Raw genomic sequence first — 25,454 nt, forward strand, 5'->3', positions numbered from 1 at the left:
TGAACTACTGAAGTTTTTTAAGTTCATCTTCGTTGAAGACACTTGTTTCTTTAGCTACGGTTTTTATGAACTGTTTGACATCACTTTCCGATGACATATAACTTTCTAAGATAAATTTTTTGTCGGAGGCTATCGCATCAGAATAAGTCAAAAATGAAGGTATGTTTGATTGTATGATTACGCGTATAAGTCTAATTTCAATGTTAGAAGGTGAATCCTTAACAGCTTCTTCTAGAATTTTAACTCCCTTTTTAAATTGTTTTAATTTATCAATTGGTGAATCATGATATTTTGACAACATGATCTCCGAAGCACCTATATATGCAGATTGTAAATTCGCTTGAATAGTATCACTTTTGGTCGCTACTTCATTAAAGTATACGGCGCTTTCTTTATCGCTTTCGGCTTTTCGAAATGCATTTCGCAATGTATCTAACTGGTTCACGCTAGAAAACAAGGTAAGCACCAATGTCAAAAGTATTGCTTTCATATTTATAAGATTGAATATTTTACACTCATTTTAAGTGCAATTTTATCCTCAATATAGCAAATGTTTTTCACTTTTATAATATCTTCATTATCTGTATTTAAAGTAATTGATAATTTGATCTCAGGACTTGTGTTGGGGTTTATTAATGACATGAATTTAATATTATTCGAAGTATTCATGATCAGTTTTTTAGCTGTGATTTCGGAAGTTAATTCTTTCAAAACTTGCACCATGCATACACCTGGAACCACTGGATTCCCAGGGAAATGACCTAAGAAGATTTCATGATCTTTATTTAAGTGGATAAAGGCATTGTACTCCTTTTCACTGACTTTTACTATTTCTTTAATGGTATAAAACCCCTTTAATAACATATTATTTTTCATTTTCTAAATCTAAAGTATAAGCCATATTACTTAATACACGATGATGTTTTCTAACAAATGGATTCTCTTCATTCCACACATATCCTGCCAATACTGCACATATTTTTCTCTTAACATCTAGATTAGCAGGTTCATGGAAGAATATTTTTTGTAAATTTCCTGTGTACCATTCTTTTACGTAGGTAGAGAAAACTTCGACCCCTTTCTCGATATATTCTGCGTATTCTTTTTCCCAATCTACATGTTCACCATTTAATTGGCGTGTAATTAATTTTGCCGCTAATATACCGGATTCTGTAGCAAATGCAACACCAGATGAAAATACTGGATCGAGAAAACTAGAGCTGTTCCCAGTTAGCACAAAGCCTTTACCATAGAGTTTACTCACAGAACAGGAATAGTTTTTTAAAAATACGGGTTTAAATAAAAATGAATTATGTTCAAATCTCTTTCTATAGAAGTCTGATAAGGAAATCGCTTTACGAATAGCTTCTTCGGCATCTCCTTCTGACGAAAGGTTTTCAATATATTCTGTTGGTCCAACAACACCAATACTGGTTACACCATTTGAAAAAGGTATGACCCATAGCCAAACTTCTGTTTCTAAAATATCAAAAGTAATCAGTGTTCCTTCTTGTCCATTTGGACGATTGATGTCTTTTGTATGTGTAAAAATAGACGAATTTCCCGATACTGATGCAGGTGCGTCAAGATCGAGTAATTTAGGTAAAACTCTTCCAAATCCACTAGAATCAATAATGTGTTTTGCAGTTATCTCTCGAGCGTTTCCATCTTTATCTTTAATGGTTACCAACGAATTATCATTTTCAAATTTAACGGCTGTTACTTCTGATTCAAATTCTATATTTACTCCTTTTTTTTGAGCTTCATTAGCAATAACAAGATCAAAATCGGCCCGAGGAACTTGGTAGGTCCAATTCCAGCCTTCTCCAAATTTATCGCTAAAATCAAATACACAAACTTTTTCTTTATCAATAAATCGAGCTCCCCATTTTTTTTCAAAACCAGCCTCTTCAATTGCAGGGATTAAACCGACTTCGTCGAAATGATCCATTACTCTTGGAATGAAGCTTTCGCCAATTACTGGCCTCGGAAACTTGGCTTTTTCAACAACTAAAACGTCAACGTCTTGATTATTTAAATAGGTAGAGGAAACAATTCCTGATGGACCAGCACCAATAACAAGTACATCAACATCTACTTTTTTCATATTGATAAAATAAAAACATTTTTATATTTGCATATATATATAAGTGTTATACTATATACTATGAACAAAAATATCTAAATGATCGTCTTAAACAAACTTTTGAAGAATAAAGATTTTATTCTTCTTGTTGAAAACAAAACACCACTTGAACTCCATAAAGATCTAATTGAAAGGGTCGAAAAGAATCATGATTTTCTTAAAGAATTTGCGGATGATAAAGTAATTTACGGAGTGAATACTGGATTTGGTCCTATGGCTCAATATAGGGTTTCTGACGAGAAAAGAATCAAACTACAATATAACTTAATTAGAAGTCATGCTTCTGGAGCGGGACAGCCTATACCCGTAAATCATGTTCGTGCAGCAATGATTGCACGACTAAACTCTTTAAGTCAATCCAAGTCAGGTGTTCATCCAAGTGTAATCAATACCTTGACGGATTTGATCAACAAAGAAGTTTATCCAGTAGTTTTTGAGCATGGTGGTGTTGGTGCAAGTGGCGATTTAGTTCAACTTGCTCATGTTGCACTCGTGTTGATTGGTGAAGGTGAGGTGATATACAAAGGTGAAAGACAGGCGACAAAAGAAGTTTTTGATAAATTGAATATTTCTCCTATTGAAGTGACATTAAGAGAAGGTTTGGCATTAATGAATGGTACTTCTGTAATGACAGGAATAGGATTGCTAAATCATCACAATGCAACTAAGTTGTTGAAATGGTCAATGAATTGTTCTGCAATGATTAATGAATTGGTTGAAGCCTATGATGATCATTTTTCAGTTCCTTTAAATGGGGCAAAAATGCATGATGGACAAAATAAGGTTGCTGAAAATATGCGTGAACTATTGAAAGATAGTCAGCTTACAAAAAAAAGAGAGCAGCACTTATATACCGGAGAAAATAAAGAAGAAATTTTTAAAGAAAAGGTACAAGAGTATTATTCCATTCGTTGTATTCCACAGATTTTAGGACCTGTTTATGAAACAATCAAAAATGTAGGGAATGTGCTTGAGTCTGAACTTAATTCTGCCAATGATAACCCGATTATTAATAGTGATTTAGGGCAAGTTTTTCACGGTGGAAACTTTCATGGTGATTATGTCTCACTTGAAATGGATAAATTGAAATTGGTGGTAACAAGATTGACAATGTTAGCAGATCGTCAATTGAACTATTTATTAAATGCTAAAATCAATGAAATTTTACCTCCATTTGTGAATAGAGGGGTTTTAGGGTTAAACTATGGTGTTCAAGGAGCGCAATTTACTGCAACTTCTACAACTGCCGAAAACCAAGCTTTATCAACATCAATGTATGTTCACTCTATTCCATGTAATAATGACAATCAAGACATTGTGAGTATGGGGACCAATGCTGCACAAATGGCATCGAAAACCATTAACAATGCTTTTGAAGTAATGGCGATTGAATTGATTGCCATATATCAAGCGATTAAACATCTCAAAATTGAAGACAAGCTTTCTTCTAATAGTAGGAATATTATGGAAGATTTAAAGGAGTTTATGCCTGAAATTATTGAAGACAATCCGATATATCCGATTATTGAGAATACAGTAAATTACCTGAAATCATAGAATAAATATCAATAGACAGAATATATATTTTTATATCTGATTTTATTACTAAATTAGAAGAAGTATCATTTTACAATAAATACAGAATGGCATTGAAATACGCATTAATAACAGGTGGCTCAAGAGGAATTGGTCGTGCAGTATGTGAAGTATTGGCTGAAAATACTGATTACGGAATTATAATAAATTATTCTTCAAATAAGGAGGCTGCTTTAGAAACTAAAAAGCTAGTTGAAGCGCATGGAAATCAAGCAGAAATAATGGCTTTTGATGTAGCTGATAAAAAAGCGGTAGATGACTCTTTGAACGCATGGCAAGAAAGAAATCCTGATGCATGGATAGAAGTTTTGGTGAATAACGCAGGAATCACAAAAGATGGATTGTTCATGTGGATGAAAGAAGAAGATTGGTCTAGCGTTGTGAATACAAGCCTAAATGGTTTTTACAATTTGAGTCAATTTGTAATTCAAAAAATGTTGCGTAAAAGGTACGGTAGAATTGTCAATATGGTATCTGTTTCAGGAGTTAAAGGAACTGCTGGTCAGGTTAATTACTCTGCTGCTAAAGGAGCTGTTGTTGCTGCAACAAAGGCTTTAGGACAAGAGGTGGCCAAAAGAAATATTACGGTAAATGCCGTAGCTCCTGGATTCATTAAAACAGATATGACTGAAGAAATTAATGAAAAGGAAATGGCTAAACTTGTTCCTGCGAATCGTTTTGGTGAAGCTAGAGAAGTTGCTGATTTAGTGGCATTCTTAACTTCCAAAAAAGCATCGTATATTACAGGAGAAGTTATCAATATTAATGGTGGAATTTATTCTTAAAAACTATGGATAATCGCGTCGTAATCACTGGAATGGGAATACATTCATGTATTGGAAACAATCTTGAGGAAGTAACCCAATCTCTACAAAATGGAAAGTCTGGAATTGTATTTGACCCTGAAAGAAAGGAATTTGGGTTTCAATCTGCATTAACAGGTAAAATTGAAAGACCTGAACTGAAAAAACTGTTGAAAAGAAGGCAGCGTATTAGTATGGGCGAAGAAAGTGAATACGCATATATGGCAACCATAGAAGCCCTTAAAAATGCTAAGATTACTGATGCCTTTTTTGATGAAAATGAAGTTGGCTTGATTTATGGAAATGACAGCGTGTCAAAATCTATAATTGAAGCAACTGATATAATGCGTGAAAAAAGAGATACAGCATTAATTGGATCAGGTGCAATTTTTAAATCGATGAATTCAACAGTTTCGATGAATTTGTCGACGATTTTCAAAATGAGAGGGGTAAATATGACAATAAGCGCAGCTTGTGCGAGTGGTTCTCACGCAATAGGTTTGGCTTATTTAATGATTAAGAACGGCCTACAAGATATAGTGATTTCTGGTGGTGCCCAAGAGGTGAATAAGTACGCAATGGGTAGTTTTGATGCGCTAGGAGTTTTTGCATCTGATGATCATAATCCAGCCGAAGCATGTAAACCTTTTGATAAAAATAGGAGTGGTTTAATTCCAAGTGGAGGTGGAGCAACCTTGATTATAGAAAGTTATGAATCTGCTGTAAAAAGAGGAGCACCAATTATCGCCGAAATTCTAGGTTATGGTTTTTCTTCAAATGGTGGACATATTTCTACACCAAATATTGTTGGACCAGCTACAGCTATGCGAAAAGCATTAAACCAAGCAGGAGTTAGCCCAGAAGAGATTGAATACATTAATGCTCATGCTACATCTACACCGATTGGAGATGCGAATGAAGCTCAAGCTATCATTGATGTTTTTGGTGAAAACGGTCCTTATGTGAGTTCAACTAAGTCTATGACTGGACACGAATGTTGGATGGCAGGGGCAAGTGAAATCATCTATTCAACATTAATGATGCAAAACGATTTTATTGCTCCAAATATTAATTTTGAAGAAGGAGACGAAAAAACGAATGGGGTGAATATAGTTAAAAACACAGTACATAAAAAATTTGATACCTATTTGTCGAACTCTTTCGGGTTTGGAGGAACTAATTCGGCACTAGTTTTAAAAAAAATTAAATAATAAGAGTAAAATGAAGATGAACGAAATAATCGAACAAGTTAACGAAGTGCTTGTAGATGAGTTTGAAGTAGAGGCGGAAACGATAACGCCAGAAGCTAACCTAAGAGAAACTCTTGACCTAGATAGTTTGGATTATGTTGACCTTGTCGTTGCCATAGAATCGATCAGTGGGGTAAAACTCGGTGAAGAGGATTTTAAAAGTATCGAATCTTTTAAAGATTTTTATGGTGTATTGGAGAGTAAAATTCAAGAAAAATAAGATCGATGTCAGAATGGGAAGGGAAATCAAAAGGAAACCTCTTAGGTTATAAGATTTTTGTTTTTCTTATACACAATATGGGGTTAAGGTTTGCTTACTTTATTCTCATTTTTGTGGCATTGTATTACTTTTTATTTTCCTGGTCAAGTAGTAAAAGCATATATTATTACTTAAGGAAAAGGCAAAAATTCTCTGCATTTAAATCCTTTGTGGGAATTTACAGAAGTTATTATGTTTTTGGACAAACATTAATAGATCGTTTGATGATTTCTTCTGGGAAGAAAGATCGTTTTACCTATGATTTCGACGGTATAGAAAACATTGAAAAAGTAATTGAGGAAGGAAATGGAGCAGTTTTGATTAGTGGGCATGTCGGGAACTTCGAAATTTCTGAATATTTTTTAGAAGATGTTGATGAACACCTGATGACCAATATTGTAACCACTGATCTTGAAAAGAAAAAGATTAAAGATTACCTAGAGCATCTCTCATTAAAATCGAGAATGAAATATATTCTTATCAAAGAGGATATGTCACATATTTTTGAGTTTAATGAAGCACTTTCAAAAAATGAATTTATTTGTATTACAGGTGATCGCTATATGCCTGGAAGTAAATTTATGGAAAAAGACTTTTTAGGTAAAACAGCAAAGTTTCCTGCTGGTCCTTTTCAGATTGGTTCCAGACTTAGAGTACCAGTTATATTTGTATATGTGATGAAGGATAGTGCCACACATTATCATTTATATGCTCGTATCGCTGAAGTGGAGCATCGCAATGAAAAAAAATTACTAGATGCTTATGTAAACAGTATTTCAACAATCATGGATAAATATCCTTATCAATGGTTTAACTATTTTCAATTTTGGAATTAAACATATAATATGGGGATTAAAACTTATGATGCTGTAGTAATTGGTTCAGGTGTTGGTGGATTATCAACCGCAATTGCACTCGGAGAAAATGGTTACAATGTGCTTGTAATAGAACAACATGAAGTACCCGGGGGATGGAGTCATAGTTTTAGTTTAAATAGTCATAGATTTAGTCCAGGAGTACATTATGTTGGTCAGTTAGACGAAGGTCAAACCACGAATGAGATGTATAAGAAGCTAGGTATCGCTAATGACTTGGTGTTTTTTAGAATGAACCCCAAAGGTTTTGAACATTGTATTTTAGGAAGTGAAAGATTTGATATTCCTGCCGGACTTGAAAACATTATTTCTGCATTTCAAAATCGATTTCCAAAAGAACATAAAGCGATAGATAAATATGTGAGATTGGTAGCACGCGTAAACTATCAAATTCAGCTAATGTCTACTTTTAAAACATTCTTTGAAAAACTTACAGCGCCTTTTAAAACAAAACACGTTGGAAAGTTTGGACTTTTCTCTCTTGAACGTGTGATTGGTTGGCACCTCAAAGATTCACTTTTAAAATCTTTTTTAAATATTCAATGTGGCGACCACGGTTTACCTCCAAAGAAGGCACCTTTTCCGGTTCACAGTTCTGTTATGGGACATTATATGAATGGTGGATTTTATCCTCATGGCGGTGGCGGCGGATTGGTGAAAAGTATGACAAAGGCTGTGAAAAAACACGGTGGTGAAATTATTTTGAGTACCAAAGTCAAAAAAATTCTATTAAACGATGCTAATGAAGCAATAGGGGTAGAAACCGAAAAAGGTGATGTATTTAAAAGTAATTGTATTATTTCTAATACCGATCCGCACAACACCTACAAAAAGTTGGTTGGAGAACAATTCTTAAGCAAAAAACTACTTAAGAAACTTAATGGAACAAAATATTCTGTGACTTCCTTCATACTTTTCTTGACACTTAAAATTGATCTCTCGAATTCACCACTTGATTCTGGAAACTATTGGATTATGGAAGATGAAGATTTGAATCAGCATTTTTCAGAATTAACAAGTGAAGATGTAACAAAAGGGGATAAGTTTTCTGCAGTTTTTATGAGTTGTACGACCTTAAAGGACCCACCAAGTTTTAATGGTGTTCATCATAATTTTGAAGTGGTAACCTATGTTAATTATGACTGTGTTGAACATTTTGCGCATTTAAAAGATTACAAGACCGAAGAATATCGCTCTTTTAAAGAAAAGGTTAAAAATAAGTTGATTAATAATGTTGAAGAACTTATTCCAGAGGTGAAAGACTGCATAGCATTTGCAGAATTAGGTACACCACTAACCAACGAATATTATATCAATAGTACTGACGGCAACGTCTATGGGACAGAAAAAACACTACGAAATATTGGACCTTTAGCTTTTAAAAACAAATCAGAAATTAAAAATCTTTATTTGGCTGGTGCAAGTACCCTTTCTCACGGTGTTTCAGGAGCAACTTCTTCGGGAATTAATGCAGCTGCAAATATTTTAAATGTTCATCCAGATGAAGTTTTAACTTCTAAAGCAGATCAAAAATTAAGGGTTTACGATGCCGATGATGAAAGTACATGGCCAGATTGGGTTCATGTCAAGCGACAAACCAAAGCAAAGAAAGTAAAGGATAAAGTATAAACTAGTTTTCTTTTTGTTTATCGAAGAGCTTTTTCATTTTATTTCCACTAAAACGATAGCCGTAAGTAACACTAAAATTGTAGTAAGTTTGGTTGTATTTATAAGATGAGTACTTTATGTTTTTCTGGTCAAAAGTAGAAGTCAACATCATAAACCATTGGTCAACGTTATATCCAAATTGCAATTTTAAATCAACGCGTGGAGCTAAGCCTAAAAAGCCACGACTTGTATTGTCGAATTTGTACCTTTTGGCTTGAATAACTGCCCCAACTCCAGCAAAAGCACCAAATTGCCAACCATCTATGTTATTGACAAATCCATAACCTGGAACAGCACCAAAATCAAAGGCAGAAATTGTATTCGCACGATGTATAGAAGCCGCTGTATTTAAATATTGGTGAGGAATAATTCCATTACTGGAACTCAGTGAATGAATATTAGTAGTTAGTCTTAAATATGCCCCGTGAACTAAATCGGTGTAGCGTCCAATGATTCCAACAGCTGGTTTCATTCGCATATCTGGATTATTGAAATAATAGGCATTAACTCCAAAAGCACGTGACCTTAAACTTGAGTTGAGATAATATCCTTCCTCTGTGACGGGAAGTTGATTAGAAATCATTAAGGCATCTTTAATTCCAAACCCTTTAAATTCTTGAAAACTTACACCAAAATCCCATCTTTTATAGCTGAATTGAGCTCCGAGATTAAAATAACTGGTTTTTCCATAATCTTCAACATCTTTAATGTGTCCAGGTAATTTGTAACTAATATTTAATGTTAGCCATTTATAGGCAATTCCAATTCCTTGAATGAGGTTGAGGTTGGGTTTTAATTTAAGTTGATTAAAGCCTCCAAAATCATCACTTAATTTTATGGGTGCTCCGTTGATAGTTAATGAAGTGTAGCCTACCAAATTGTTGGGGTACATAACATAAGGCAACGCTTTATCTTGTGCCTTTAATGTGCCTAAAAGTAGGATGTTCAAGAAAAAGAAAAACAACACTTTCATGGGGTTCAAAGTTACGTTATTCAAATTAAATTGCCACTATGTGCTTCAACTTTATATTTTTGTATCAATTAAACCTCAAATTTGATTAAATTTGTTTTAAGCATATGAAAAAATTATACAAGTTTTTACTCAATAAACTTCCACGACCTTTACTGATTCGTTTAAGTTACGTTTTTAAGAGAATAGCACCTTTATTGTACAAAGGAAATAATGTGGCTTGTCCTGTTTGTGAGCGTTCTTTTAGCAAGTTCCTTTCTTATGGTTCTGATATCGCACATAGAGATAATGTGTTGTGTCCTTACGATTTAACTTTGGAGCGCCACCGTTTAATGTGGTTGTATTTGCAACAAGAAACAGATTTTTTCAAAAACAAGAAGGAAATGTTGCATATCGCACCAGAACAATGTTTCCACGGCTTATTTAAGAAACAAAAAAACTTAAATTACGTTACAGGTGATCTTGAATCTCCTTTGGCAGAATTGCATTTTGATTTACATTCTATTCCGTTAGAAGAAAATAGGTTTGACGTCATTTTCTGTAATCACGTGCTTGAGCATGTTGATGACGCAATGCAATGTATGAAAGAATTGAATCGTGTGATGAAGCCTGGAGGATGGGGAATATTCCAAGTACCTCAAGATTTTGATCGTGAAATTACTTACGAAGACCCAACAATTACTTCTCCTGAAGAAAGAGAGAAACATTTCTGGCAAAAGGACCATGTGCGTTTATTTGGAAGAGATTATCCAGAGTGGTTGAAGCGTGCTGGTTTCGAAGTGGAAGAGTTTCATACTTCTAAGGAATTTCCTGCTAAAGACATCGAAAGATACCGCTTGAATCCAAAAGAAATTCTTTATATTGTAAGTAAAAAAGCATAATGAAACGAAAAGTATGGATTGGTATTTTATTGCTTTGTCCATTTCTATTTCATTGTTCTGAAAAATCAACTATTGAGACATATCACTTTGAACCTCTCGATTCTTTGACTTTCAATAAGGAGCTTATTTCATTAGGTGAAAAACTTTTTTTTGATCCAAAATTATCCTACAACAACACAATTTCGTGTGCTTCTTGTCATCAACCAAATCGTGCGTTTACAGATGGTAAAAAACGCAGTATTGGAATTCACCGTAGGTCAGGAAAAAGAAATGCTCCTACGCTTTGGAATGTTAAAAATCAAGATAAATTCATGTGGGAAGGAGGAGTGAAAACCCTCGAGTTACAAGCCATCGTTCCGCTCCAAGACACTAACGAAATGGGTGTTTTGGTAGCCGATCTTTTCCCTAAATTATCAGATATTCCCTATTACGACAGTCTCGCTCATATTTTATACGATCGGGATTTTGATCCTTTCGTTTTAACCCGTGCTTTGGGTGCTTACCAAAGAAGTTTATATGCTGAAAACAGTGCGTTTGACGATTGGAGAAATCGGAACAGTCTTAAAGATTCAGCACTCGTTAGAGGATATGAAATTTTTACAGAAAAACTCAACTGTGTTCAATGTCACGGAGGTAAACAATTTACCAATAATGCCCTAGAGAATAATGGACTTTATTCAATTTATAAAGACCAAGGATATTATATGATTTCCGGTGATTCGAGTGACATAGGGAAATTTAAAGTTCCCACTTTGAGAAATATAGAAATAACCGCTCCATATATGCACGATGGTAGTTTTCAAACATTGGAAGAAGTCGTAAAACATTATGAAAAAGGAGGGGCAAAGCATTCAAATCAAAGTGAATTGATTACACCGTTTTCTTTATCAGAAAAAGAGCGAAAAGATTTACTTTACTTCCTAAATTCACTTACCGATCATCGATTTAAGAAATAGACTATAATGGCCTATATCTATAGGTTTTAACTTCACAGATAGCGTGTGTTTGACAAAACAATTCTATTTTCTTTTCTATTTTGATTTAAATCATTCAACTATTCATTGAAAAGTTCTCTCATCGTTCCGATTTCACGATGACGGATTTTTAGAGGTTTCGCTTGAAAAAAATTCATCTCAAACGATACTGTCGGAGAATTATGTTCAATTAATATTTAGCTGTTTCTAATTTTAGAAAAACTATTGTCATTAATAAAACCTTGCACCTCACATCGTAGCGACATAAAATTACATCAACTTTTTTAATTCGCTTAAGGTCATTGATTTATGAATAAGTTTACAATGATCTCTAGCTGTGGGTTTCAACCCACAGATAGCGTGTGTTTGTTTAAACTGTTTTGGCGCGTATTTTTATATAAAAATCGTGACAAAATAATACTATTTTCTTTTCCATATTCTTTGATTTAAATCATTCAACAATTAATAGAATAGTTCTCTTTTTTTTCCGATTTAGAGATTTCGCTTCAAAGAAGTTCATCTCGAACGACATTGTCGGAGAGATTTTTTTTTAATATAAAGCGGTTTAATAATTAAAGCAGATACAATTGTTGAACAAAACACTTCGATTAAATTAGTGGTAGAAGCTTGAACTTAAAACTAATATTAAACGTATTTTTGTTATTCAATTAAAAGATCCTTTATTTATGAAGTGTACAGCTCGATTTTATAAAATGAATTACGATTTTTCTCCTGAATTTGCCGAAGCGCATCACGATGGAAATGAATCTGAAAATAATCGATTTTACGATTGGGAAGATGAATTGGCTCTTACAAACGAAGTTAAAGACATTGAAGTAATTGAAGAAGGAGTTTACCAGCTTCAAGGGGAAAAAGGAGGTGAAGCATTTACTGAAGATATTAAAAATGTGGTTTTGTTTAACATCATTGGAGAAGATGATTCAGTTACACAAATGGCATGTTCTAAGTCTTTGGTAATGAAATTTGATGTTGAAAAAACAGAAAATGAAATTAATTTGAGTGTTTACCTTGAAGAAATGGAACCTTTAACGAATCCAATTCCAGGAATTTACATTGCGATTCAAGATTTTCCTAAATTCTTGGTGGATTGAGTTTAAAAGCTGAAAATATTAGCTTTTCTTATATAGATCAAAAAATGGTCTTCAAGGATATTAGTTTTACCCTTCAAGCTGGTGAAATCTTAAGTATCGTAGGACCTAGTGGAACTGGAAAGTCAAGCTTACTCAAATGTTTAGCTGGTTTAATTCCTTTGAATAGTGGCAAAATTTATTTTGAGGATGAATTATTACCTAATCCGAGAGATTTACTGATTCCAGGACACCCTGAGATTGCTTTGGTGAATCAACTGTTTAAATTAGATGAATATTTTTCCGTAAGGGAGAATATCTCTAATCAGTTGCATCATTTAAACAATGAAGATCGAAAAGAATTTACCAATGAATTGCTTGAAATATTTGAACTAGAAAGTTTATCTGAGGTGAAGTCAAGAGAAATTTCTGGAGGTGAACAGCAACGACTTTCCATGGCTTGTGCTTTAGCGAAAGAACCCAAGTGTTTGTTTTTGGATGAACCCTTTGTGCATTTGGATGTCCATTTGAATAAAAAAATAGAAGATTATATTCGTGAATTGGCTAAAGTCAGGAATATGAGTGTGGTTTTGGTCACGCATAATGGAGTAGAAGCACTTTCATGGTCAGACCGAATAATGGTAATGAGTAATGGTGAAATAAAATCTAATTATACACCACATCAAGCCTATTTTAAACCTAAGAACTTGTTTGAAGGTCGATTCTTCGGAGAGTTGAATAGTGTTTATATCAACAAAAAACAAGTGCTATTTCGTCCAAATGAATATACTTTAATGGCCAATGAAAAGGCTTTAAAAATAGATGTTTCATGGAAAAATGCTAGTTTTAAAGGTACTTACTTTGCGAATTACTTTCGTTTAGAAAATGGTAAGACGATTGTTTTGTATGCCGACGAAGAATTAAAGAAGACAAAAGAAATCTATGTCACGAAGTAAAAGATATCACGAAAGTGAACATAAAGATATTCAAGTTGTAAAGGATAAGAATAGAGGCAGAAGACTTACTTGGCCAGAGATTTGGGAACTCACTAAAATTAGTTTTAAAGAGTTTTTTAATGGCGATAGTTTTATGCATGGTGCGGCTTTAGCCTATTATACCATTTTTGCTTTGGTTCCTATTTTATACCTTGGTATTACGTCTTTCGGCTTAATCATGGGACAAGATGCCGTAATTGCAATTGTAGGAGATTTATTGGAAACCAACATGGGCATTAGTGATGTTTCCTTTTTTACGGATTTAATGTACCAATGGGAAATAGGAAAAGGAGGAACACCTTTCTTGCAAATCGTAGGTATTATCTTCTTGATTTTTATCTCCACAGCCATGTTTAACTCACTCAGTAAAAGTTTGAATACCTTCTTTGGTATTGTCCCTATTCAACGCTATAATGTTGTTTTAGAGGAGTTGGTAAAACGATTATTATCCTTCGGGTTAATGGCTGTTTTTGGCGCAATTATCATTATTATTTACTTTGCACAATCTATTTTAATCGGAGTAGGAACAAGAATACTTTCAGATGGAAGTGTCTTTCAAGAAGTGGTTTTCTCTATTTTCGAACACGTTTCCATTTTATCCATCAACTTTTTGGTATTTACTTTTATGTTTAAATACCTCCACGATGGAAAAGTAAGTTGGAAACTCGCCATGGCTGGTTCTTTGTTTACCTCCATACTTTTATATTTAGGTCAGTTAGGAGTCAACTATTACCTCGCCAATTATTTCTTTGCTGCCAATAGTGGAGTTGCAGGAACACTTTTAGCTGTACTTACTTGGATATTCTACATCTCACAAATCATTTTCCTCGGAGCGAAATTTACTTCTGTCTACGCCAGGATGATTGGGATGCCAATTAAAGCGAAGTAAGCTGTGGAAGCTTTAGCTTTGCTAGGGAGAGTATTTAGGGAGAGGTTGCTAACGAGCCTTGCTTTTTAAGGACAAGCATTTATATTCTTTAATATAGAATAGCTATCATATTTCAAATTCTAATGCTTAGATTTCTCCAGCATTTAATGCTGTTTGAAATGACATCGATTTGGGGTGAATCTTCGTCGCGCAGCGCGCGACGATATGATCCTAATAAAAATGTCATTTCGATGGAACATAGTGACTGAGAAATCTTCTGTTTCACGACTGAATCTTTATTATTTACTTTTTCCCATCACCGCAAAAAGTAAAACCAAAAGGGCTAGCGCTTAGAAAACCTTTTACCCACTATTGTCTTCACTTTCTAAAATTTATAAACTCAAACTCTTCTCGTCGTTTTCAAACACTATAAATTTTATAGAAAGAATGAAGCCAAGTGGGGCCCAAACGTGGTTTTCTTAGGCACATCCGAAAGACTAAACATCCGAATTCATTTTTTAGTTAAATTATGGAAGAAGTTGAGTTCTTAATTACTCCAAACTCTTGCTCAAAACTGTTGTTGCATATTTTTTGACCTTTTCTCTGTTACTTCGTTAGCTGAAGGGGGATCAAGGGGGAGGATAATAGTGAAACGAGATTAGTTCTAACGTAAATTCATAATGCTATCAAACAAAAATGTTATCTTTATCTATCGTAAAATTTAAAGGACGTACCATATGAATCTAGAGCTGTTGAAACCTAAAAAAGCTTTAAACAAAGCATATCTGAAAATCAAACCTATTCGTAATCAAATTGAATCTTTTAAAGAAAATTTAATTGAGTTACTGGATAATTCTAATGATCACGAATCAGAAGAGTTTCATAAGAATTTAGTTTCAGACTTCTTAAAAAGTACATATTATGCTCCTGACTATTTTATCAATACAAAAGGACGTAATGACTTAGTAATTCATAACGGTAGTAAAGCAAAATCTCCAGTAGGAGTTATTTTAGAAACAAAAAAGCCTACCAATTCGGGGGAAATGATGGCTGCTGACAAACCCAATACGAAAGCGTTACAAGAATTGATCTTGTATTATCTTCGTGAACGAATTACGGGCAAAAATCTAGAAGTTAAAAAGCTGATTATTACCAATATTTATGAGTGGTATATCTTCGATGCAAGTGTTTTTGAAAGGTACTTCGCTCAGAACAAAAAACTCGTAAAACAATTTGAAGATTTTGAAAATGGTAGCCTTTCAGGTACATCAACTGATTTTTTCTATAAAGAAATTGCTGCTCCAGTAATTGAAAATATAGAGGAGGAAATAGAATGTACACACTTTGATTTTAGAAAATATGAAAAACCGCTCAGAAATACCGATAAAAAAGATGATGTTCAACTTGTAGCATTGTTTAAACTTTTGTCTCCAGAACATCTACTTAAAAAGCCTTTTTCCAATGACAGTAACAGTTTAGATAAAAGTTTTTACGCTGAATTATTACATATTATTGGGTTAAGTGAGCAAAAACAAGGTGGAAAGAAAATTATAGAACGAAATCCTCAGAAAGATAGAAATTCTGGGTCTATACTAGAAGATGCGATTATTCAAATCGATAGTATGGATAAACTTAGTCGATTGGATAGACCTTCACAGTTTGGTAAAACACAAGAAGAACGCTTGTTTAATGTTGGACTGGAATTGTCAATTACGTGGATCAATAGAATTTTGTTTCTTAAACTGTTGGAAGCACAATTAATTTCCTATCACGAAGGAGATAAAAGTTATGCCTTTTTAAATTTTCAACGTATTAGTAGTTACGACGATCTCAATAGCTTGTTTTTCCAAGTTTTAGCACGGAAATTTGAAGACAGAAACGCTGATGTTAGTAAAGCTTTTGAAAAAGTTCCTTACTTAAATAGTTCTTTATTTGAACCAACAGAAATTGAACACAACGCTTTATTCATTAGTAATCTTCGCGATGATAAAACACTTCCAATTCACGAGAAAACTGTTTTAAAAGATGCCAAAGGTAAAAGAAGAACAGGTGAACTTTCTACTTTAGAATATTTGTTTGATTTCCTAAATGCTTACGATTTTAGCGGTGAAGGCTCTGAAAATATTCAAGAAGACAATAAAACATTGATTAACGCTTCTGTTTTAGGCTTAATCTTTGAAAAAATAAATGGTTACAAAGATGGTTCTTTCTTTACGCCTGGTTTTATCACCATGTACATGTGCCGTGAAACTATCCGAAAAGCTGTAGTACAAAAATTCAACGAAGCTACAAATGTTTTAACAAAGGATAATCCAACTCCCCCTTTGGAGGGGGGCAGGGGGGAGGATTCCAGCGGAGCAAACAAATACTCTTCCATCACCGACATTTACAACGCCATAGGTTCACGTGGCGAATTTTCACACGAAGAAGCTAACGCACTTATTAATGATGTTAAAATATGCGATCCTGCGGTAGGTTCTGGACACTTTTTAGTTTCTGCGCTCAACGAAATGATTGCCGTAAAACACGATTTAGGTGTTTTGCATGATCGTAAAGGAAAATTGCTCCGCGATTATGATGTACATGTTGAAAATGATGAATTGATTATCACAGATTACAACGGCGAATTATTTGAGTACCATCCTAAAAATAGAGAAAGTCAGCGGGTGCAGGAAACCTTATTCCATGAAAAGCAAAGCATCATTGAAAACTGTCTGTTTGGCGTTGACATCAATGCCAACTCGGTTAAAATTTGTCGTTTGCGACTCTGGATTGAACTCCTCAAAAATGCTTACTATAAAAATGAAACGGAACTTGAAACCTTACCCAATATTGACATTAATATCAAATGTGGGAATTCATTGATTAGTCGTTTTGATTTGGATGCTGATTTAAGCAAAGCCCTGCGCAGTAGCAAATGGAATATGGACAGTTATCGCATAGCTGTGCAAACTTACCGCAACGCCGAAAACAAAGAGCAGAAACACGAAATGGATCGCTTAATTGCCGACATTAAAGGTGATTTTAAAACCGAAATCTCTCGAAATAGTAAAGAACAACGTTTATATGATAAACTTAGTGCAGAACTGTACGAAAAGCACATGTCTCCAAAACTTTTTGAGGACACCTTAACGAAAACCCAAAAATCTAAACTGAAAAAAGACAGAGAAACGTTAGAAAAGAAAGTGACAAAGCTGAAAAAGCAATTGGACGAAATCAAAGAAAATAAGATTTACGAAAATGCTTTTGAATGGCGATTTGAATTTCCTGAAGTGTTGGATGATGACGGTGGATTTGTTGGATTTGATGTGGTGATTGGGAATCCGCCTTATTTTATAATGACAAAGAACAATACTGATCGAAAAGAACTCGAACATTATTTATCCAATTATAGAACAATAAATAATTCTTCTTCAAAAAACATATTTAATCTATTTATAGAACTAGGAATATTAATTGGTGATGAGAATGTTTATCACTCTATGATAGTACCCGAGGGATTGTTTGAAACTAGAAGCTATTCCGATACCCTTAAATATTTCGAGCAGAATGGAGGTGTTACCAACATTATCCGAATTGAAGGTATGGTATTCGATGAGGCTAATACAGGAAATGTGATATTCATCTTTTCAAAAGGAAGTTTTAATGAGAAAGTGGTTGAAAGTCTTTTTAACGAGGATAAAAAACTAGTATTAATAGAGAAAATCACTAATCCCGTAATAAGCAAAATGGAGAGTAATAAATTTATACCTCTTAAAGAAATTTGTATGCTTTTCAAAGGAATGGTCGTTAGTGATCGAAAAAATCACCTCTTTGAAAAAGCTGATGAGAAAAATACAGATAAATTCTTACTAGGAAATTGTATCTCTCAATGGTCAATTAATAAATCTTTTTACACAGACTATGATTCTTTGAAAATTGTAGGAGGAACTAAGTTAAAAAGTAAACATGATGTTTCTCCAAGGATTCTAATTAGAAGAACCGGTGACCATTTGTGCTCTGCATTTTTAGAAGAACCTGCTTTAACAGAATCTACCTTATATTCTTGCTGGTCTTTAAAAGAGGAAATTGACACAAAATACATTTTCGGTTTATTACAATCAAGGCTATTAGATTATTTCCTGAAAAAGAAATTCATTACGAATAAACAGGCTTTTCCACAAGTTTTAATGTCAGACTTACAGCTTTTACCTATTTCCATTGACAACTTGGATTTACAACCTGCTTTAATCAATCTCGTCGACCAAATCCTCACCGCCAAGCAAGAAGATCCATCAGCCGACACCACCGCTTTGGAGCGCGAGATAGACGTTTTGGTTTATCGCTTGTATGGTTTGACGTATGAAGAAGTGAAGGTAGTTGATGAGGATTTTTGGATGGGGGAGAGTGAGTATGAAAGAGTGGATACTGAGATTAGGAACCTAAATTAAATTGAGGATGTTAGAAGCGATAGGTGTCGGAATAGCTATTAGCATTATTACAAGTAGTGCAGAGTCTCTAGCCAAAAAGATTAATATTTTTCATTGCAGCAAAAAAGTAATAAATGAAATTGAAGCAGCATATGACGATGTTATAAAGGATTGGACTAAAAATCATGGAGCAAGAGACAAAGCTTTCATTGTGGATAAAGAAATCCTGCGTGATTTTTTTAATGGTGAATTAAAAAGTGAAGACTTTTCAAACTTACCAAAAGAAAAAAAAGAGTTTATAGAACTCTTTAAATATGCTTTGGCAAAAAGGGAAAATGCGCATAGGTATTTAACCTTTAATGTTTATGAGAACAGATTTAATGAGTTGATAAAAATTCAAAGACAACATAGCTCAAGTCAAAATTCTTTAATAACTGGTCAGGAGCAAATTTTAGGGAATACAGTTGAGATTTTAGAAAAATTCAATGGAAAGGTAAAAATTAAATATGATAAAGGAAGTGCTCATGAGAATCAAGATTTTTTTATAGGAAAATTAACTGATCATGAAACGCTAGTAGCTAGTTTTATTAAAAGACATATTAAAACTATAAGTAGTAATAAAGAAAATACTTTTGATTTCTTTGAAGACTCAAATTCATTAGAAAATTTCAAAGATGTTTTTAATGCAAAGAATAACGAATCAAAGATTATTTTAATAGGAAATCCTGGCTCAGGAAAATCAGGGGAATTGAGAAGATTGGCCCTTGATTTATGGAACGATAAGGACAATGATTTAATTCCGTTCTACAGGGATTTACGTAACTTTACAATAAATGATGATATTTCAAGCTTCTTTGATTTAGACAAAGTTGATGAATATCTCAATGTTGTTTTTATTCTTGATGGATTAGATGAAGTTAAAGATGAACAAGATTTCCTTAGTAAATTCAATAATTACTTTATTAATCGTCGCAATAAATCACATCGATATGTTTTGAGTTGTAGATCAAATATATTCGAAAACTATAAAAAAGAGCTAGATAAATTTGAAACTTATGAGTTACAAAAGTTATCAACTCTTCAAGCTCAAAAGATGCTTTACATTTTAACGAATGAGGAGTTTGACATTAATCAACTCTATGAGTTCTCACTGAATTCAAGTTTCATCGATGATCCATTTAAATTGCAGCTTTTAGCTAATTATTATAAGGATTTCAGAAAGTTAGAAACGAATCAAACAGTTTTATGGAATAAGTATTTAGAAACAATCTTAGAACATGACAAGACAGTTAAGTTTAGTAAGAAAAAGCTCATTTACTATGATATAAAAGATGACAGTCAGCGTGTTGCATTGTTTCTTGAAATGACAAAATCTTTAGAAATTAGTGTAGAGAATATTTATAAATTGTTAGAGCGAAATCAGGAACGAACAGAATCATTTATTCATTGTGCATTTGTTCTAAATAATCAAAATGATTGTTTGTTTGAGCACAAGCAGTTACAGGAGTATTTATCAGCATCATTAATAAGTTCCTTAGATTTAGATAGAATAAAAGAGCTTTTTACTATCGAAAGTCTTCCAGCAATTAAACCTAGTTTAGAGAATTCATTGACAATGTTGCTCGATTTATTGGGTGATCATATAAATAAGCAAAAGGAATTACTTCAATGGATTTCTGAAATAAAACCAGACATATTGTTCAAAGCTGATTTGGACAGGGTTAAAAGTTTTCAGATTCCAGTTTTCCAAGAATACTTCAAAAAACAATGCGTCGAAACTACCCTTTGGGTAGGAAATACAACTAGTGTTTCAGTGAAGGAAATTGCTAGATTTGCTGATTGTCATAATAACCAAGAGTTTTTATTGGCTTATTTTTTAGATGAAAACGAGCACTTTAGAGTACGAATTTCGGCTCTTAATTTATTAGAGCATTTTAAACCAAAGAATACTGATGAACTGAAAGAACGATTTATTGGGATTCTTAAAAATCCTGATACAAAATTAAATCTGAAAGGGTACTTGATTAACTTAATTCGAAAATGGAATTTTGTTAAAGAACACCCTAACATAATTCATGAAATCATTGAAATATTTAAGGAAGAAGATCACTCAGAGATTAGTACAGGTATTCTTAGCATAATTAAAACAGATGAACATAATATAGATGACTATTTTGATTTTATAAAAAAAGAATTTGATTTTATTTTTGGAAAGCAAAAACGTAGAAATGATGATCGAGTTATAAGAGGAAATCGTTTGAAAGTTGAGGATTTGATGTTGAAATTAAAAGAGAATTCAAACTTTTTAGAGCTTCTTACGGAATATCTCCACAACAATAAATCTAGAAACCGCTATCCAGATAATGAAGAGAAAATTATCGAAAGATTAAAAGAAATGAAAAAAGATGATTCAGAAATTATTTTAAAGCTTGCCAAATCAGTTGTAACTCAAAATGATTTTAATTTTCACTTCAGGGATGATTTTATTGTTCGAGTTGTACAAATGTTTGATGAATGTTTAAGATTGTTCAAATGGCTATTTGAGGAACAAGACTTTTCAAAGTCAAAATGGTTAATGGCTAGAATAGTAAATAAGGAATGTATTAACTATTACATTAACAATTGGCTTCAAGTTTTGGGTGAAAACAATCCTCACTTGGAAGGGTTTAGGAATATTGTTTCTAGTTATCATAAACAAGAAGATTGGCATTTCAAAATTGAAAAGTCTTACGAAAAAAGTAATGTGAGAATTAAAAATCCTTTAAAATCTATAACTCCAATGGAAGAGTTAAATAGAGAATATAAAAAGAAAGTCGAACAAGACCTTAAACTATTGTTTAATCGAGACGGACTCATTAAAGAAGTTGATGCTTTATTTAAGCAGTTAGATAAAGATAAGGTCACCCAAAAAGAGTTGTATCATGAATTCTTAATTAAGAACAATAGAGATGATGATTTTTTTATACTTTTTGGATATCATGGTGTTGGTTATGATTTAATAAATTCATTATTGATTCAAGAAGATAACAAAGAAGTTTCGATAGAAGAATGCGAGCATTATATTGATGAACCTAAGTTTTTTGTGTTCTTTATTGAAAGACAAGTTAAAGATGCTATGATTCATGATAATATTGTTATAAATGCTTCAATAATAAAACAAAATATGGAGCTCTTTGTCATAGACTTGATTACGAAAATAAACGTTACTGATATCTTGGAGTACAGCAGTAGTTCTAAATTCTCTATTAAAAATCAAGATAAAGATAACTATCAATCTTTTCAAATTATTCAAGCTATTCATGAACTTATTTTAATTGATTCGCTTAGTATTAGTGTTCCTGAAGACTTCTTGTTGAAAACGCTCGAGTACTTTGATATTAGAAGTTTTGATAATAATGAAAATAAATTTGAAAAGTATCTGAATAAAATACAAGATAAAGAAAATCTGGATAATAAAATATTAGAAAACTTAAGTCGACCGATATTCTCTTCTGTTTATATAAAGCATGCATATTATGCATTGGAAAACGATCTGAAAGAGTCTTTTGAATTTATAAAAGAATATTTATTAAGAAGTGATGATATAAGGAGTGAATTACCTTTGCTCGATAAATATATTGAAAAAAACGGTCCTGAAATTCTTTTAGAAATGATGACAGACATCTATTCCATTGCCTGTTGGAAAGCAATTGAAATTTCAATGAAAAAGGAGGTTCATGAGGATGAATGTATATTAAAAGCAAAAAAATATCTTGACTCAAATAGGATTAAATATAAAACGAATGCTGCAAATGTTCTATTAAGAACCAATCAGCCAGAAATTATCAATTATATTGCAAAGGATTTAGAAAATCGAATTCAATTTCTTCACCCTGATCAAAGAATTAGTATAAAGAATTATACCCAATTGCCAGATGAAGGTTTTAATTTTATCGAGCGATCATTTGATGCTATTTTCAAAATAAATGAAGACGATTCAGATGATAAGTATACAAGGTCAGCTTTAAATGATTTTTTCCGAAATTACATTATAAATATTGCCCTAAAAGATGGGAACTATGAAAAGGTGCAAAAAGTATTAAAAAAAATCAAAGCAAGTTTAAGAACTAATGAAAAGGAAACATCGGATGAATTAGATGAAAAATACTTTTACATTAATTCATTTATAGATGAATGTGAAAAGGCTTATATAAATAAAATGTCTAAACCTTTAAGTTTTAAAAAGGCTTTTAAACTTGTAAACGATCTTAAAATTTAAAATAGAAATCATGATATCAAACGACAGAATTGAAAATTACTTTTTCCTTAGAAAAAAGATGTTCAGAATAAACAAAACTGTTTCAGGATTAAATAAAACGGTACTTCAAAAATGGGATAAAGCAACATTTTTTGATGATTGTCCAAAAGAAAAAATTAAAGAAGTTATTGTTTATGAAAACCCAAAAGAACTTCCTGAAGAAATGCTTTTACCTTACATTAGTTTTTTAGAGTCAAAAGTATATAAATCCAATGATTTAATGTTTACAAAGGATTAATGACATGTTTTAAAAGCCAATAAAATTTTCAACTAAGCATTAGAGAAGTGGATGAGGGTAGATTGAAAAATGCCGTATTACTTTTAAAATCAAAGACAAATCAGATCGGATTTATTGTTTTGATTAAAAAATAATCTTATATTTGATTAGAAAAACACCTAAATATGGCGGCAATAGATTTACACGACAAACCTTTTGATGAGGTTACACAAATAAAATTAACCTTATTTGAAAGTTATGCCCAAGCTTGGATTCCAACTTTTTTAATGACACCCTTTGCAAAAGAATTACATATTTTCGATTTCTTTGCAGGAACTGGATATGATCTAGACGGAAATAGTGGAAGTCCGATTAAAATCCTTGATAAGGTTATTGAACAAAAAGAATTAATTCTTCAAAAAGATAAAAAAGTTGTATTGCATTTTAATGAATTTAATTTCAAAAAATTTAAACTTTTAAAAGAAGCTTGTGAAAATAAAGTGAATGACAATGGCCTTTTAGGTTTTGTTGACCTTAAATTATATAATGAAGATTTTGCAGTTTTGTTTCCTGAATTACTTAAAACAATTAAAAAACATCCAGCCTTGGTATTTCTTGATCAAAATGGAGTGAAATATATTTCTGACGATTATTTCTCTGAATTGGAGAAAATGCATCAAACTGATTTTATTTATTTTTTGTCGAGCTCTTATATTAAAAGGTTTATAAGTAGACCTGAATTTATGAAGCATTTGAATTTAGATTACGAGGAAATTAAAAGAAGCAAATATTCAAACATTCATAGAATTATTTGTGAACAACTAAAGAAGAATTTACCTTTGGATTCAAAATTAAAATTATATCCGTTTTCCTTAAAAAAAGGAGTTAATATACATGGATTAATTTTTGGATCTAAACATCCTAGCGCAGTTGATAAGTTTTTAAATATTGCTTGGAAACTAAATGATAAAAATGGAGATGCTAATTTTGATATTGATGATGAAGCAAATGCAAATCAACTTGATTTATTTACGGGTGAACGACGTTTAACGAAAAAGCAAGCTTTTCAGGAGGAGGTGAAGGCAAAAGTTCTAAATGGTGAAATAGAAAGCAACAAACAATTGCTAGAGTTTACTTATGAAAAAGGTCATATTGGAAAACATGCCCAAGAATGTTTAAAGAAATTGAAAAAAGAGAGGAAAATAGAATATAATGGACGTTCACCGTTGGTTACCTACAACAACGTTTTTAAGGATAAAAAAATAATTCATTATGAAAAAATCTAAAATCGAATGGACAGAAGAAACATGGAATCCTACGACTGGTTGTACAAAGGTATCGGCAGGTTGTAAACATTGTTATGCTGAAACCATGGCTAAACGACTAAAAGCGATGGGTGCTCCTGGATATGACAATGGATTTAAATTTTCCATGATGCCAGAGCGGTTGGAACAACCACTGAAGAAAAAGAAGCCTACGAAGTATTTTGTAAATTCAATGAGTGATTTATTTCACGAAGAAATGGATCCTTTGTTTTTAGATAAAATCATGGGGGTAATGGATTTAACTCCTCAACATGTTTATCAGATATTAACAAAAAGAGAAACGGCTATGTTTGATTACTTTCAACATAGGAAAATCCCCGATAATATATGGCTAGGAGTAACATGTGAAGATAAAAAACATGGTGTTCCACGAATTGATAAATTGAGAAATATTCCCGCCAAGATAAAGTTTTTATCTGTAGAACCGCTACTAGAGGATATTGGGGAAATCGATTTAACTGGAATAGATTGGGTAATTGTTGGTGGGGAAAGTGGTCCGAAAGCACGTCCAATGGATAAAGAATGGGCTTTGAATGTTAAACGTCAATGTGAAGAACAAAATGTAGCATTTTTCTTCAAGCAATGGGGAACATGGGGTGCAGATGGTGTAAAAAGAAGTAAAAAATCCAATGGAAGAATTTTAGAAGGGCAAGAATGGAATGAATATCCTGAAAGCATATTAACGGAATAAAAGCCAATAAAATTTTCAACCAAGCATTAGAAAAGCAGAGAATAAAATGACTTTGTCCTCCCTCTGTGTCTCCCTCCAAAGGGAGAGGTTGTTAACGAGCCTTACTTTTAAAGACAAGTATTTTTGTTCATTAATATAGAAT

At 32.7% G+C, this 25,454-nt stretch carries 20 protein-coding genes; 16 read left to right on the top strand and 4 right to left on the bottom strand.

From position 1 onward, the window contains the following. Positions 1–4: 4 nt before the first annotated feature. From DXU93_RS03640 to DXU93_RS03650, 3 genes are read right to left on the bottom strand one after another with little or no spacing between them, the layout of a single operon-like run. The gene (locus tag DXU93_RS03640; RefSeq protein WP_116879905.1) at positions 5–490 is read right to left on the bottom strand and encodes a hypothetical protein; all 486 of its coding nucleotides are present in this window, start codon (positions 488–490) and stop codon (positions 5–7) included. Between the two features lie 2 nt (positions 491–492). Next, complete coding sequence (locus DXU93_RS03645) at positions 493–876, bottom strand: 3-hydroxyacyl-ACP dehydratase (protein ID WP_240623414.1); 384 nt, start codon at positions 874–876, stop codon at positions 493–495. Then, positions 866–2,107, bottom strand: a complete 1,242-nt coding sequence (locus DXU93_RS03650) for an NAD(P)/FAD-dependent oxidoreductase (RefSeq protein WP_116879906.1) — start codon at positions 2,105–2,107, stop codon at positions 866–868. Before DXU93_RS03650 ends, DXU93_RS03645 begins: the two co-directional genes overlap by 11 nt. Positions 2,108–2,185: 78 nt before the next feature. On the opposite strand from DXU93_RS03650, the gene DXU93_RS03655 reads away from it, so the two are divergent. From DXU93_RS03655 to DXU93_RS03680, 6 genes are all read left to right on the top strand, one after another. Further along, positions 2,186–3,703, top strand: a complete 1,518-nt coding sequence (locus DXU93_RS03655) for an HAL/PAL/TAL family ammonia-lyase (RefSeq protein WP_116879907.1) — start codon at positions 2,186–2,188, stop codon at positions 3,701–3,703. 92 nt (positions 3,704–3,795) lie between these two features. Then, the gene (gene fabG / locus DXU93_RS03660) at positions 3,796–4,527 is read left to right on the top strand and encodes a 3-oxoacyl-ACP reductase FabG (protein ID WP_116880321.1); all 732 of its coding nucleotides are present in this window, start codon (positions 3,796–3,798) and stop codon (positions 4,525–4,527) included. A gap of 5 nt (positions 4,528–4,532) precedes the next feature. Then, entirely contained in the window at positions 4,533–5,756 is a 1,224-nt protein-coding gene (locus DXU93_RS03665; protein ID WP_116879908.1) for a beta-ketoacyl-[acyl-carrier-protein] synthase family protein, read from the top strand. Positions 5,757–5,766: 10 nt separating this feature from the next. After that, positions 5,767–6,015: an acyl carrier protein gene (locus DXU93_RS03670; protein ID WP_116879909.1), complete on the top strand. Its 249-nt coding sequence runs from the start codon at positions 5,767–5,769 to the stop codon at positions 6,013–6,015. A 5-nt stretch (positions 6,016–6,020) separates the two neighbouring features. Further along, a complete protein-coding gene (locus DXU93_RS03675) occupies positions 6,021–6,890 on the top strand; it encodes an LpxL/LpxP family acyltransferase (RefSeq protein ID WP_116879910.1) in 870 nt (289 codons plus the stop codon). Between the two features lie 9 nt (positions 6,891–6,899). After that, the gene (locus DXU93_RS03680; protein WP_240623415.1) at positions 6,900–8,558 is read left to right on the top strand and encodes a phytoene desaturase family protein; all 1,659 of its coding nucleotides are present in this window, start codon (positions 6,900–6,902) and stop codon (positions 8,556–8,558) included. 1 nt (position 8,559) lies between these two features. On the opposite strand, the gene DXU93_RS03685 is transcribed toward DXU93_RS03680, so the two are convergent. Beyond that, entirely contained in the window at positions 8,560–9,570 is a 1,011-nt protein-coding gene (locus tag DXU93_RS03685; RefSeq protein ID WP_116879911.1) for a DUF4421 family protein, read from the bottom strand. Between the two features lie 104 nt (positions 9,571–9,674). Here DXU93_RS03685 and DXU93_RS03690 point away from each other — a divergent pair, with 104 nt between their 5' ends. From DXU93_RS03690 to DXU93_RS03735, 10 genes are all read left to right on the top strand, one after another. Next, positions 9,675–10,448 carry a class I SAM-dependent methyltransferase gene (locus tag DXU93_RS03690; protein ID WP_116879912.1) on the top strand — a complete coding sequence of 258 codons (774 nt, stop codon included), beginning with the start codon at positions 9,675–9,677 and terminating at the stop codon, positions 10,446–10,448. After that, positions 10,448–11,404, top strand: a complete 957-nt coding sequence (locus DXU93_RS03695) for a cytochrome-c peroxidase (RefSeq protein WP_116879913.1) — start codon at positions 10,448–10,450, stop codon at positions 11,402–11,404. The genes DXU93_RS03690 and DXU93_RS03695 overlap by 1 nt, the downstream gene beginning before the upstream one ends. Positions 11,405–12,108: 704 nt before the next feature. Then, the gene (locus tag DXU93_RS03700) at positions 12,109–12,534 is read left to right on the top strand and encodes a hypothetical protein (RefSeq protein WP_116879914.1); all 426 of its coding nucleotides are present in this window, start codon (positions 12,109–12,111) and stop codon (positions 12,532–12,534) included. Beyond that, positions 12,531–13,466: an ABC transporter ATP-binding protein gene (locus DXU93_RS03705; protein WP_116879915.1), complete on the top strand. Its 936-nt coding sequence runs from the start codon at positions 12,531–12,533 to the stop codon at positions 13,464–13,466. The genes DXU93_RS03700 and DXU93_RS03705 overlap by 4 nt, the downstream gene beginning before the upstream one ends. Then, positions 13,453–14,394, top strand: coding sequence for a YihY/virulence factor BrkB family protein (locus DXU93_RS03710; RefSeq protein ID WP_116879916.1), 942 nt, complete (start codon positions 13,453–13,455; stop codon positions 14,392–14,394). Before DXU93_RS03705 ends, DXU93_RS03710 begins: the two co-directional genes overlap by 14 nt. A 716-nt stretch (positions 14,395–15,110) precedes the next feature. After that, the gene (locus DXU93_RS03715; protein WP_116879917.1) at positions 15,111–18,803 is read left to right on the top strand and encodes a DUF7149 domain-containing protein; all 3,693 of its coding nucleotides are present in this window, start codon (positions 15,111–15,113) and stop codon (positions 18,801–18,803) included. Between the two features lie 7 nt (positions 18,804–18,810). Further along, on the top strand, positions 18,811–23,040 hold the full coding sequence (locus tag DXU93_RS03720) for an NACHT domain-containing protein (RefSeq protein WP_116879918.1): 4,230 nt from the start codon (positions 18,811–18,813) through the stop codon (positions 23,038–23,040). A 10-nt stretch (positions 23,041–23,050) separates the two neighbouring features. Then, the gene (locus DXU93_RS03725) at positions 23,051–23,317 is read left to right on the top strand and encodes a hypothetical protein (RefSeq protein WP_116879919.1); all 267 of its coding nucleotides are present in this window, start codon (positions 23,051–23,053) and stop codon (positions 23,315–23,317) included. A gap of 164 nt (positions 23,318–23,481) precedes the next feature. Continuing rightward, positions 23,482–24,582, top strand: a complete 1,101-nt coding sequence (gene tcmP / locus DXU93_RS03730) for a three-Cys-motif partner protein TcmP (protein ID WP_116879920.1) — start codon at positions 23,482–23,484, stop codon at positions 24,580–24,582. Then, on the top strand, positions 24,569–25,312 hold the full coding sequence (locus DXU93_RS03735) for a phage Gp37/Gp68 family protein (protein WP_205679225.1): 744 nt from the start codon (positions 24,569–24,571) through the stop codon (positions 25,310–25,312). Before tcmP ends, DXU93_RS03735 begins: the two co-directional genes overlap by 14 nt. The last annotated feature ends 142 nt before the right edge of the window (positions 25,313–25,454 follow it).

Source organism: Brumimicrobium aurantiacum, assembly GCF_003402975.1.
GTDB classification, from domain to species: Bacteria; Bacteroidota; Bacteroidia; order Flavobacteriales_D; family Crocinitomicaceae; genus Brumimicrobium; species Brumimicrobium aurantiacum.